The organism is Intestinimonas sp. UBA1698 (genome assembly GCF_002320075.1).
Lineage (GTDB): Bacteria > Bacillota > Clostridia > Oscillospirales > Oscillospiraceae > Intestinimonas > Intestinimonas massiliensis.
Genome location: NZ_DCJO01000033.1, coordinates 1 through 12377 on the forward strand (window position 1 = coordinate 1; position 12377 = coordinate 12377).

The following is a 12377-nucleotide window of genomic DNA, read 5'->3' on the forward strand; positions in this document are numbered from 1 at the left end:
CGCGCCCCTTGCGGGGCGCGACAACTCGATCACAAATACCCACGGGTTGGTCTCCATTTCAATCCACGCGCCCCTTGCGGGGCGCGACTAATTATTTGGTGCGCAGCTATTCTTTGCTTAATATTTCAATCCACGCGCCCCTTGCGGGGCGCGACGCTCGGCACAATCGTGTCGGCCGCAGACGGGAACCTCATTTCAATCCACGCGCCCCTTGCGGGGCGCGACGTTCTGGCCCAGCAGGACCCGTTGGGAGCCAGCATGAATTTCAATCCACGCGCCCCTTGCGGGGCGCGACCGCATTGCGCGGAACTCGGCACGGGTAATGTGCATTTCAATCCACGCGCCCCTTGCGGGGCGCGACCTATGTCGGTGGGAAACAAAGCGTCGGATTCGGCATTTCAATCCACGCGCCCCTTGCGGGGCGCGACGCAAGGTGTTGCGTGCGATCTCCTGGATTGTAATATTTCAATCCACGCGCCCCTTGCGGGGCGCGACCTCATTCCCGCGCCTCCAAAAGTCGTTTGCACCATTTCAATCCACGCGCCCCTTGCGGGGCGCGACGCTCGTCCCATTAAAGGTAAGTTGTAACGTACAGATTTCAATCCACGCGCCCCTTGCGGGGCGCGACTTAGTTCTCCGTGACACCATACAGGGCAATGGTATTTCAATCCACGCGCCCCTTGCGGGGCGCGACGCCCCCCGTCACCGCCTCCGACAACGGCAAGGTCCTATTTCAATCCACGCGCCCCTTGCGGGGCGCGACCGGGGCCGGTATCATCACTAACCCCGCTTACTGATTTCAATCCACGCGCCCCTTGCGGGGCGCGACAGACGAACCTTATGGTATCGCTTGCCTACACGTTATTTCAATCCACGCGCCCCTTGCGGGGCGCGACTTGCACGATGGGACATGGTGGCCACATGGGTTAATTTCAATCCACGCGCCCCTTGCGGGGCGCGACCGGCGGGTCGTCTCAGTGCGATTTCGCCGGTCAAATTTCAATCCACGCGCCCCTTGCGGGGCGCGACCCTCAATCTCTTCCGGTGTGTCCCACGGCAGATTATTTCAATCCACGCGCCCCTTGCGGGGCGCGACCCTCACGCCCCTCTCGGAACTCCGGCATCAGCCGATTTCAATCCACGCGCCCCTTGCGGGGCGCGACTAAATGATCTGCAAGATTGATCGCATCACCGACCATTTCAATCCACGCGCCCCTTGCGGGGCGCGACTTCTGGACTACATCACCGGCTCCGCCGCCGGCATATTTCAATCCACGCGCCCCTTGCGGGGCGCGACGTGATGCGGTCTATCGTGGGGTAGGCGCTTAGAGAATTTCAATCCACGCGCCCCTTGCGGGGCGCGACCTACCCGATTGCAACGTAGCGGTACGTTATGCGGATTTCAATCCACGCGCCCCTTGCGGGGCGCGACCTTCTGCGCCAGCGCTACGGCGGCGGGCTCCAAATTTCAATCCACGCGCCCCTTGCGGGGCGCGACTGGTCATCGTGCCGCGTTCCCTGCCGGGCTACGTATTTCAATCCACGCGCCCCTTGCGGGGCGCGACGCCTGCTCCGCGCCATCCATACCAAGCTGGCCGGATTTCAATCCACGCGCCCCTTGCGGGGCGCGACTGCCGCCCGAGGGCAATGTCCTCGTTCGTCATCCGATTTCAATCCACGCGCCCCTTGCGGGGCGCGACTGTTCTCCCTCCGTTCTAGCTGGCTGGGTGGTTGCATTTCAATCCACGCGCCCCTTGCGGGGCGCGACGCGCTGCACACGGAATACCTGCGGCGGGAGTTGGTATTTCAATCCACGCGCCCCTTGCGGGGCGCGACCTTGACAAATCGCCTCCTTTCCCCCATAATGGGGATATTTCAATCCACGCGCCCCTTGCGGGGCGCGACGGATCTCCCCCACGTCCAGGGACCCCTTTCGGTTATTTCAATCCACGCGCCCCTTGCGGGGCGCGACCGCTCTGGGATGGCCATCCTTGATGGCTCCGGTGATTTCAATCCACGCGCCCCTTGCGGGGCGCGACTGCTCCGTCTACCGGGCCGGACAGCACTGCGCACAATTTCAATCCACGCGCCCCTTGCGGGGCGCGACGAATGAGGTCACGCCCAGGTTCAACCTGCTAGCTATTTCAATCCACGCGCCCCTTGCGGGGCGCGACTTGATGGCTCCGGTGGAAAATGTGGTGGAAACAAATTTCAATCCACGCGCCCCTTGCGGGGCGCGACACGGCAATGCAAAGTACCCTGACGGGTTAAAAAATTTCAATCCACGCGCCCCTTGCGGGGCGCGACCGGCTGTGTCCTTTTTGGCGTCTACGGCAGATGTATTTCAATCCACGCGCCCCTTGCGGGGCGCGACGAGAGTTTGGGCTCTACTGCTGGGACGACAAGGGGATTTCAATCCACGCGCCCCTTGCGGGGCGCGACGTTACCTGACCATCGAGAGCAGGTTGTATAGGTCCATTTCAATCCACGCGCCCCTTGCGGGGCGCGACCGCTGCTCGTCCGTCAAGGCTCCCCGCAGGACCTGATTTCAATCCACGCGCCCCTTGCGGGGCGCGACTATGGTCATTGTGGGTAAGTACACCGCGTAAAGATTTCAATCCACGCGCCCCTTGCGGGGCGCGACGCCCTGTTGGACGTGGATGCGCTCAAGGCCAGCAAATTTCAATCCACGCGCCCCTTGCGGGGCGCGACCCGAGCTTGCCCGGTATGATCGCATCTACCAGGTATTTCAATCCACGCGCCCCTTGCGGGGCGCGACGGACTACAACACCGCCATCCGTGGGGCCTGCAAATTTCAATCCACGCGCCCCTTGCGGGGCGCGACCGTTGCAAGCATAATCTTCCTCACGCCCCTCTCGATTTCAATCCACGCGCCCCTTGCGGGGCGCGACACCGGGGGTACATCAAGCCTCGCATCGGCTCCATATTTCAATCCACGCGCCCCTTGCGGGGCGCGACAGCAAAAGTGTACAAATTGCTTTGCACATTTTTGCGATAACAGACAAGTTTTGAGCAAATTTGCGCAGAATGCCGCCTGTCAGGGCATTCTAATCCCTTTTCCATTCAGAAAATCATTGCAGATTTGGGTGCGAACCGCCCGGGCAATTTCTGCGCGCTTGCGCTTCGCACTATAAGATCATCGGTTCCTCGGGCAGATACGTCTGCTTGCAGCCGAAGTGTTCGATCTTGTTCTCGTACTTCTTTCCCAAGTAGTAAAACCTCAGGCTGTCTTTTTCCGGATCAATGATCTTACAAAGCTCATTCTGCAGCTTCCGGTACTGCGCCGTGTCCAGCAGGCACTCGAACACCGAGTTCTGTACGCGCTGACCGTAGTTGACGCACTGTTTTGCGATCCTGCGCAGCCGTCCGCGACCGGCGGCGTCGCTCGTGTTCACATCGTAGGTGATCAAAACCAGCATAGGCGCCTCATTTCCACAAAAACGGCGGATAGTCCTCCAAATCGCCCCGCAGATACCGCGCCAGCAGCAGGCTTTGTACATACGGCACCAGCCCCCACGGCATCTTTTCTTCTAAAAACGGATGTGTAATGGTCTCCTTTTTCCGCTCCTGCCACTTTTGCAGAAACGTCCTGCGTCCCGCGTCCGTCAGCAGCACCGCGCCGCTCTCGCGGAAGTCAAAATCGCTTGCTTTGAGAACGCGGTTGTTGATGAGCGTGAGCACAAAGCGGTCGGCAAAGCACGGGCGCAGCTCCTCCATCAAATCGAGCGCCAGTGACTCTCGCCCCGGCCGGTCGCGGTGGAGATATCCGACGTAGGCGTCCAGCCCCACGCCTTCGAGCGCCGAGGCGCAGTCGTGTGCGAGCAGACTGTAAGCAAACGAAAGCAGCGCATTGAGCGCATCGAGCGGCGGGCGGCGGCTGCGCTCACGGAAGAAAAACGTCTCTTTTCCTTGCAAAATCATGTCATCCAGTACGCTAAAATACGCCGCGGCACCGACGCCCTCGAGGCCGCGCAGACTGTCGAGTGATGTCTCTGATGCGATCTGCGGCAAAAGTCCTTGTAACTGTTCGGATACAGCGGAAAAGCGTGCTTCGTCGATGCGCATGGCATGGTCGCGGCGTGTGCGCTCCACGCTCCACTTCGCGTTGTAGACCTTGCCGAAGACCATCATTCTGGCGACGCGGCAACTCTGTGACGGGTTGTCCGCTACGCGGTACTGCATCCGCCGCAGCAGGACGTTCCCCTGTGCCTGCCCCGCCATGCGCGCGAGGAATTTCCCGCGCGGTGAGCAGAACGCAAGTCCGATCTCCCGCTGCGCGCACGCGCCCATCAGGGCGGGCGATGCGCCTGCGTAGGAAAACGAGACGATGCTCTGCAGCGTGTGCAGCGGGTAGCGGGCGACCGCTTCTCCGCCGCGGTTCGCCACGATGTTTTCACCGTCCAGCGAGAGGTAAATGTCCTCCGATGTGACAAAAAGCGTGTTCAAAAGCTGTCTCATCGCTCTCCCCCCATCGCGCCACGCAGATACGCGGAAACGGACTTATTCCGCATCAGCTTTGGCAGACACAATTCTTTCAGTGAGCAGGCGTTGCAGCCCTTTGTCGGCTTCACTTTCGGTGTGCTGCCGCGCGCATAGAGCGCGTGCATCTCTTCAACGAGAGCGCGCACCTCCTGCCGCAGCTCGGGGATGAAATCAACTTCCGTGCGCCGTCGCGGCTCACCGTAATAGAGCGCGCCGCGTGGGATCTCGCAGCAGAGCATTTCTTCGAGGCACATCGCCTGACCGCAGAGCTGAAGCGCGTCCTCCGTGCCCTCTTTCGGCTTTCCGCGCTTATACTCCACCGGATATGGCTGCCACAGGCCCTCGCGATCCTTGAGTGGGATTCCCCTCTCATCCCGGCGAAATTCAAGCACGTCGCACGCGCCCGACACACCGAGCGTGCGGGAGAAAATGCGCATATCCCGCGTGATGAGAAAGTTTCCCCGGCTTTCGGTGAACGCGCCGTTGTGCGCGTTTTCGTGCAGGATCGCGCCATCCGTCGTGCGGTAGTTTTCCGCCCATTGGTTTTCGATGTGGATGAGCGCCCATTGCCGGCGACAGAATTTGAAGTGTTGCAAGCCGGAAAGCTGGAGAAAGTCCTCGTCGTTAAAGTCCATCGATTACTTCCGGTTCCAATCCGGGTAACGCTTCTACGCTGATGACATAGTCATCTACAGAAAGAGGAGTATAATCCGGATCTTTCAAAGTGACTTTTACCGAACGGTGCACCTTGGCAGAAGAATACTGCCCGTCCTTGCAGTTATGCTGCCACCAGAAAAGCTTGACCACCTCCATGGAGCCATCTGGGCGGGCGGAGGATGCGTCGTTGACAAACAGCGTCCGCAGACACTCCTTTACCACCTGTGCGTCTTCCTCCGTAAAGCCAGTCTTCTCCGCCAGCTGCACATTGATGGAGCCTTTCAGCAAATAGAGCCCGAACTGCACAAAGTGCTTATTGCCCATGGTGTCCGAAGAACGCTTTTCCCCCGGTTCGCCGTTGGCGCTTTTGGTAATCTGAAGGGTCTGTACTTCAACAGGGGAAACGCTCACCGCCTGGTGGATGGAAACAGGCCCCCGCACCCCTACAGAGACGCCGCCGGCGTCCTTGCCTTTAAAGGCGAACAGTTGTCCGAAGGTACGCACGTCCAGCCAAGTCTCGCAGGCCTTTTGGGTATACTCCTCACGGTTCTTGATGCCCTTCAGCACTGCAGACGCCCGCTCACTCAGGCTTCCGCAGCCGTCATCGCACCGGTCCTCGGACTGCACAAAGATCGGATAGCCCTGATCCTGCATCCGGTTGCGAATCTTCCGCTTGATGCACACATCGGAGATTTCGCCATAGTTGTTGTAATCCGTCCGGGGCCGATTGCCATTTAAGGGATCGCCGTTGGCATTTGCCATGCTGACCGAAACCAGCGCCACAAAGTCAATCTTATTCTGTAATGTACTCATTGCTTGCTGTCCTCCTCATTCTGCTCGTTTTCTTTTTTCTGATACAGTGCGCTGCGCTGGAGATAGTACCCCATCAGGTAGCTGGGTTCCAGAGGCCGGTTCTGCTGATTCTCCGGGAATTTGTCGATCTCTTCCATGATCTGACCGATCATGTTTTTGTAAAACACCCTGCTCCCCGGGTTAAGTTTCGGTAAATAAGCCTGTTCCAGCTGCTTTTCAAGATTGGCCGTTACATACATGGGCCGCCGACAGAAAACAGACATCTGCCGGATCGCGTTGGGTTCCCGATTTTCGTTGGTTCCGTAAGTGTCCCGCTCCGCCTTTTCCATCACGGCCAGCAGCCGGCCGAACTGATAGCTGCGATCCTGTTTGCCGGGATCCAGTGCCATGTTCCATTCCTCCCCGTTTCTGTCAAAGTCATATTTTTTCAAAACAGCACACGCTATAAACAACACTTCCCGCCAGATATTCCTATTCTGTTCAAAGGATTGCGGATTGGAAGCCCGCCGCGCCAGCGTGTCCTTGATGTCGGAGGGCAGCCTGGCCCGATCCACGCGGCAGAACACCAGCCGCTGGATCTGCTGCTTTAACACCCGATTGTCCGTTTTCATCTGGCCATTCTGGACCGTTCCAAAGGTGCAGTTCACAATCTGGTATAGGGACGGCGCCCAGATGGCCCCTTGCCAGTTGGGCCAGCAGCAGGTGGCATCCCAGTCGTGGAGTCTTTGCAGGAAATCCGACCCCATCAGTTCATTGTAGTAGGTCAGGGACAAGCGGCCTGTGGTGGCGGCGTCGAAGGCCGCAATCACAACCCCGGCAGAATCCGGCAGTACAGCCCGGTAGCCCAGAAGGGTCTTTCGCAGGTCCTCCTTGTACTCCGTCGGGTTTGTGATGGCAGTGGTGTCTTTCCGGAAGGCGTCTGTCACATTGCGGACGGGCTTTCCCTGGGGGTTCCAGCATAAGAATACCCTGCCGCCGATCTGGGTGCCCTGATTCGCGGCCAGCCAGCGCAGGGCGCTGTGGGCCTTTTGGGAAGCCCCATAGCTGACGGTGGCGGCCTGCCAATCCTCCGCGAACCGGCCTCGGTAGGTAAAGCCGCTACTGTCGTTGGAGGAAATAAGTTTGGCATTGCCGCCGCACACCGGGGCAATTCCCTTGGGGTGCTGGACAGCTGGCCGGGACAGCGTTCCGCTGATCATGCACAGCTTCTGCCCCTGGTCTTCCGTTTTAGCCCGGTAGTAATCGATAAAGGCGCGAAGCAAACTTTGATCCGCCCAGCACGCCTCCTTTTCGCCGTCATCCAAGCCAACCACCCGCCAGCGCACCATGGCGTCCTCTTCCCTGGGCCTGCCTTTTTCGTCCGAGTGGATCACACCGCATCTCTCCAGATCCCGGAGGATGGTACCGCCCTTCACATAATGCAAAATAGGATGGAGTTTGGGGTGCCCATAGGGCGACTGTGCCCATTGCGTTAGCTGCGCCACATACCCTTCGTATTTCTTGGCGTCGTATCCCGCCAGGTACTTCAGCTGGTCGCAGAGGGGGTGTGGCTTGGGATTAGTTCCGCTGCGCCCGCCAGATTCCTCCGTTACCGGAATCACAATTTTCGGTTCACTTTTGTCCACCGCTCTGGCGTTCTGAAATTGCCCATCTTGATCCACGGTAATCTCAATCTGCGCGGAGGTGAGAATGTGGGAGACAGGGGCCAGCGTTTCCTTTTCAGCCTGAGGCAGGCCCACAAGGCTGACATGGCAGTCGTAGGTTTCGCAGGCCTTTTGCAGCAGTCCCATTCAGTTCACCTCCCCAAATTCCCGCAGACCAGTAAAGTTTTCCAGCGATGTTTCAAAGGGCTTTATCTCCATATTCCCCAGAGTTTTGTGTATCGGACAGTCTTCCGGCTTCGGAAAAGTGATGACGCCCTTTCGCATCACCGCGTTCCAGAAATTTGCCGTCATCTTCCCTACCGTGTCCGGGGAATAGGCTTCGTCGGCATAGGTAATCCCGTGATACATTAGTCCGAAACTCAGTTCAGGGATCTCATCATAGCTGCTGCTTCCCTCGCCGAACACACAGGGCTCCACATAGCCCTGGCATTCCCGGGTTCCCAGAAAAATGTCTCGTCTGCCGCCCTTTCGGATCATCCGTTTGGCGATTTCATGGTGCTTGTTCTCATCCCGGTCCTGGGCCAGCTCCGGCCGGTTTTCGTTCCACTCAAAATGGGCCCGCACTTGGTAGCGGCAATGCTTCAAATAGGTGTAGTAAGCCAGGTCATTGCCGCCGTGGTACTTGATAGGCCGCATTCCCTTTACCTCCGTCTGGATGGGGTTCATCACCCGGACGGCGTCGATGTACCAAAGAATAGTGGGCTTCCAGTAAATTGAGGACAGGATTCCTTTCAGCGCTTCATAGGTAGGCACCTGATAGGTGCATTTCTCCCCGCCCAGGCGGAGAATGGGATCAGAAAAGAGCGCGTAATCTCCGGTAACTTGGAATTCCACGATATTGGGGTATTGCGTATTTTTCACGGTTACACCTCCAAAAATTGCATGGATGTTTCCTCTATGGATAACCCAATCTCTTTCTTGTAAAAGCCTTCTGAAAGCGCCCATGTGCTGGTATCACCGTCTCTGACCGGCCAAAGGCCGTGCTTCTCTTCCAGCCGCCGCCGCTGGTAGTCGTACAGGGAAATGGTATAGGGCTTGGCCTTTTCCAGCCATGCTTTCCGGTATTCCAGGTTTCTTTTCGCCTGTTCAGAGCCCAGCGCGGCAATCACCTCTTTGCCCGATTCATAGGGAACAATCACATCCAGATGGTCGTCATCATACACCTGAAACAGTCTGCCGGCCAGGCGGAATGCCTGGTTCAAGAAGTAGCTTCCAAAGCTTTCGGCCCGTTCATCCGCAAAGCAGCTGTTGTCAGCCAGCAGGCTGAAAATAGAATAGGGTTTTCCCCGAACCGGGTCATCCTGAAAGCCCTCCGGCATCTCCCGATAAAGGGTCTGGTAGTAAGCGTCGATGGCCGCCTTGGAGGAAAGATCCTCCTGAAAGTCTGCCGGACGGCGGCTATACCGGGCCATCAGGCTTTCGGTTGCGTCCTTTCCACGCTGAATGTCCGTCAGTTTCGCCAGGTTCTCATCCTGGCACTGCACCAGATACACCGGCGCGGGGCTGCCGGATTCGCCATTGCGGTTGCAGCGGCCTGCAGACTGCACAACGCTGTCCATCCCCGCCGAAAGCCGGATCACCCGCTGGAAGGAGAGATCCACCCCCGCTTCCATCACCTGCGTGGATACGCAGAGGATTTTCTCTCTTGATTCCTGCGGCGCAGACTTCAAATTTTCCAGCGCCGCTTCCAGTTCTTTCAGCACTTTCCTGCGGTGGGCCATGCACATGGCGGCGGAGAGATGATAGCAGCGGAAATCACTGCCGGACAGCTTCTCGTATAGTTCCGCTGCCTCGTCTTTCTTGTTGCAAACAATCAGCAGACTCTCCGCCTGTTCCAAAACGCCCATGGCAAAGGCAGGAATCTCCGCCAGCCGCATTCTGCCGGCGGGCTGAATCCGCGTCCTGCGGAACACCTGCCACACCGCCGGGTCATAGGGCACCATCTCCGCCAGGTCGGAAACCAGCGGGTGCGCCGTCTTTTTCAGGCAGGGCTGGGTGGCGGAGCAGAGAATCACCGTTGCCCCGCAGACCTCCGACAGGAAATTCACCGCCAGGTTGAAAAGCGTCAGCATTTTGGCGGGCACGGTCTGTACCTCGTCCAGAATGATTACGCTGTTGGAAAGGGCCTGAAACCGGCGGATGGAGGAGGTTTTTCCATCCAGCAGGGTATTCAGCATCTGCGCCAGAGTGGTGATGATAACGGGAGCACTCCAGTCCTCCATTAGCAGTTCCTGCACATTCAGTTCTTCCGTTTCCTCCCGGGGGCGGACAAGGTTGGAGTGGTGTTCCAGAATGATGCTGTTATCTCCCACATACTCCTTAATTACTTCTGCGTTCTGATCCAGAATGGTCAGCAGCGGGGCGGTGAAAATAATCCGGGATTTGTTCCACCGGGCAGCATGGGCCAGGGCATAGCGCAGAGAACTCAGGGTCTTCCCCGCGCCGGTGGGCACATTCAGCTGATAAATGCCGCCCGGCCGCTCCGCAAATTGACGGCACTGATGGGAAATTTCCTGTCTGGCTCTTTGAATCTCCATACTGCCTTTCCCTGGCGCATGGGAGAGTTTTTCCAGTTCTCCTTCCAGGTGCTGCAGGCAGGTATTCCAGAGTTCCCGCTTGTCTTTCAAATCCTCCGGCCTGGGGCTCCCCGTCTGAAATTCCGCCGTGTCCCGCCGGTCCCCCTGAATCACCGCCGACAGCAGCAGCCGGGCCGTCAATCCCACATAGAAATAGTGGGCGGTGGATTCCGCAGGTTCCGAAGATATTAACTTCCCAATTCTCTCAAAAACCGGCTCCAGTTCGGCGCAGGCCTCCTGAACCAGTCCGTCCAGTTCCGCCTGCCCGGCACAGTGGGCGAGAAAATTCTCCATGGATTCCCGGTACTCATTATCGTGGGTGGAAAGTCGGTGGCAGAATCCGGAGGCGTGGTTTTCATCCACGCAGTCAAACAGCCCGTGGTGGGCGCCCACGGCAAAGGCCAGCAGTTCACAGGCAATGTCATCAAAAGAAAGGGGCGCGGTACCGTGATACTGTTCCAAAAGGAACCTGACCCCAGCAAAGGTGTGCACCACGGAGCCCCGCCGAACCGGTTCTCCCCGCGCGGCGCTTTCCAGATACGCCTGAAACAGCGATGAGAATTTTCCCGCGTCGTGGAGCAACCCCGCCAGATACGCCGCTTTGGAAAGGTCCATGCCGGACAGGCATTCTGCTGCGTAGTGGGCAGTTGCCCTGCAATGCTCCGTGACGGTTTGGCGGCGCAGACCATCGTCTGAAATGTGGGCATAATACTCCAATCCAACACCTCCCAAAAAGCAAAAATCAGCTCTGCGCGATCACAGAGCTGACTGCCGGGGCCGAAGTTTAGCCCTGAATCTTGTCTATACAATACACAAAATGGAAAAGAAAGTCAACGACAATAGGTTTAGACATACAAATTTATCTAATGTCCAACCGCCGCACTCCGTTTACAATTCTTCCGCCTTGAACGTGGTATATCCCTCGTAGTAATAGCTATGATCGATGCCCTTCATGAACACCTCGCGGCTATTCACATCGTCCGTCAGGGCCGCTTTCAGCAGCACCTTGATCTCCACATCCTTGATGGGGCTGCGCTCCATCGCCAGCAGGTAGTCCTCTTTATCGACACGGCTCCAGTCCACCACCTGCCCGATGCAAGCCTTCAGCATTTGGTCGAGCCACAGGCGGGTGCTGCGGCCGTTGCCCTCCCGGAACGGGTGAGCAATATTCATCTCTACATACTTTTCGATGATCTCGTCATAGGTGGACTGCGGCATCTTGTCAATGTTGGCCAGAGCTGCCTCCAGATACATCAACGGTACAAAACGGAAGTTTCCTTTCGCTAAATTCACCGTGCGGAGCTTTCCGGCGAAGTCATAAATGTCCTCGAAAAGCGCCTTATGAATGGCTTGCAGCGAAGTGAATTTGCCGCGCTCCAACTTGTCCAAAGCGCCGCGCTCGAACAGTTCCACGGCTTTCTTCTTGCTGATACGCTCCTCCTCTCGGGCAAGCTCGGCGGAGTTGGTGATGCCAAGTTTATTTTCCAGTGCCATTGTGGGCCTCCCTGATTCTTGTTGATGTCGTACCGTATTGATCCATCTGCCTATAATCTCACAAAATTATTATACCATAAAACGCCATATCCACAAGCAGAAAAGGAGACATCAAAGGAATGGAGCCAACCGGCATTTTGCACATTCGCGTTTTTGTCCTCTTTTTCGGCCTGTAACCCTTGCGGCGCAAGGCTTTTTTGCGGTCGTGGCCCTTTTGCCTCCACAGTCGGCACAGAAGAGCTGGGCCATTTGGAGATGATCGGTGCGCTGGTTCATCAGCTCACCCGAAACCTGAATGACAACGACGTACGGATCGCCGAATTCGCTCCTTATTTCGTGGACCATACCACCGGCGTATACCCCACGGCGGCCTCTGGCTTCCCCTGGAGCGCAGCCTCCATCGCAGTCAAAGGCGATGTGATCGGGGACCTGACAGAAGACATGGCAGCCGAGCAAAAAGCGCGTATTACCTACGACAATATCCTGCGTCTTTCCGATGACCCCGATGTCAACGACGTCATCCGCTTCCTCCGTGAACGGGAGGTCGTCCACTTCCAGCGCTTTGGCGAGGCGGTGCGCCTGGCTAAGGAGAAGATGGATCAGAAAAACGTCTATTTTGTCAATCCTGCCTTCGATAAGTAAGTCCTTTCTGCGCATGAATGCAGCCCAG

Annotated in this window: 8 protein-coding genes, 1 pseudogene and 1 CRISPR repeat array; of the genes and pseudogenes, 1 reads left to right on the forward strand and 8 read right to left on the reverse strand. The window is 57.6% G+C overall.

All coding sequences use genetic code 11. From position 1 onward, the window contains the following. Positions 1 to 55: 55 nt before the first annotated feature. A CRISPR array of direct repeats spans positions 56 to 2979; the repeat unit is 33 nt; unit sequence ATTTCAATCCACGCGCCCCTTGCGGGGCGCGAC. Positions 2980 to 3149: 170 nt separating this feature from the next. The 8 genes from cas2 to fic all read right to left on the reverse strand — a co-directional run bounded on the left by cas2 (position 3150) and on the right by fic (position 11707). Further along, the gene (gene cas2 / locus B3H64_RS07040; RefSeq protein ID WP_050618382.1) at positions 3150 to 3440 is read right to left on the reverse strand and encodes a CRISPR-associated endonuclease Cas2; all 291 of its coding nucleotides are present in this window, start codon (positions 3438 to 3440) and stop codon (positions 3150 to 3152) included. A 7-nt stretch (positions 3441 to 3447) separates the two neighbouring features. After that, complete coding sequence (gene cas1c / locus B3H64_RS07045) at positions 3448 to 4479, reverse strand: type I-C CRISPR-associated endonuclease Cas1c (RefSeq protein ID WP_050618383.1); 1032 nt, start codon at positions 4477 to 4479, stop codon at positions 3448 to 3450. Next, positions 4476 to 5138 carry a CRISPR-associated protein Cas4 gene (cas4, locus tag B3H64_RS07050; protein WP_050618384.1) on the reverse strand — a complete coding sequence of 221 codons (663 nt, stop codon included), beginning with the start codon at positions 5136 to 5138 and terminating at the stop codon, positions 4476 to 4478. The genes cas1c and cas4 overlap by 4 nt, the downstream gene beginning before the upstream one ends. Continuing rightward, a complete protein-coding gene (gene cas7c / locus B3H64_RS07055) occupies positions 5128 to 5973 on the reverse strand; it encodes a type I-C CRISPR-associated protein Cas7/Csd2 (protein WP_050618385.1) in 846 nt (281 codons plus the stop codon). Before cas7c ends, cas4 begins: the two co-directional genes overlap by 11 nt. Beyond that, complete coding sequence (gene cas8c, locus B3H64_RS07060) at positions 5970 to 7763, reverse strand: type I-C CRISPR-associated protein Cas8c/Csd1 (RefSeq protein ID WP_050618386.1); 1794 nt, start codon at positions 7761 to 7763, stop codon at positions 5970 to 5972. The genes cas7c and cas8c overlap by 4 nt, the downstream gene beginning before the upstream one ends. Next, positions 7764 to 8498, reverse strand: a complete 735-nt coding sequence (cas5c, locus tag B3H64_RS07065; protein WP_050618387.1) for a type I-C CRISPR-associated protein Cas5c — start codon at positions 8496 to 8498, stop codon at positions 7764 to 7766. It abuts the gene before it with no gap. Between the two features lie 2 nt (positions 8499 to 8500). Further along, positions 8501 to 10945 carry a CRISPR-associated helicase/endonuclease Cas3 gene (locus tag B3H64_RS07070; RefSeq protein ID WP_094762426.1) on the reverse strand — a complete coding sequence of 815 codons (2445 nt, stop codon included), beginning with the start codon at positions 10943 to 10945 and terminating at the stop codon, positions 8501 to 8503. 156 nt (positions 10946 to 11101) lie between these two features. Continuing rightward, positions 11102 to 11707: a protein adenylyltransferase Fic gene (fic, locus tag B3H64_RS07075; RefSeq protein ID WP_050618389.1), complete on the reverse strand. Its 606-nt coding sequence runs from the start codon at positions 11705 to 11707 to the stop codon at positions 11102 to 11104. A gap of 225 nt (positions 11708 to 11932) precedes the next feature. Between fic and B3H64_RS07080 the strand changes: the two are divergent. After that, positions 11933 to 12349, forward strand: a pseudogene (locus B3H64_RS07080) (manganese catalase family protein); the annotation flags it as partial. Between the last annotated feature and the right edge of the window lie 28 nt (positions 12350 to 12377).

Coding starts and splice junctions, on each gene's coding strand:
- cas2 (WP_050618382.1), bottom strand. CDS start 3,440: ATGCTGGTTTTGATCACCTACGATGTGAACACGAGCGACGCCGCCGGT.
- cas1c (WP_050618383.1), bottom strand. CDS start 4,479: ATGAGACAGCTTTTGAACACGCTTTTTGTCACATCGGAGGACATTTAC.
- cas4 (WP_050618384.1), bottom strand. CDS start 5,138: ATGGACTTTAACGACGAGGACTTTCTCCAGCTTTCCGGCTTGCAACAC.
- cas7c (WP_050618385.1), bottom strand. CDS start 5,973: ATGAGTACATTACAGAATAAGATTGACTTTGTGGCGCTGGTTTCGGTC.
- cas8c (WP_050618386.1), bottom strand. CDS start 7,763: ATGGGACTGCTGCAAAAGGCCTGCGAAACCTACGACTGCCATGTCAGC.
- fic (WP_050618389.1), bottom strand. CDS start 11,707: ATGGCACTGGAAAATAAACTTGGCATCACCAACTCCGCCGAGCTTGCC.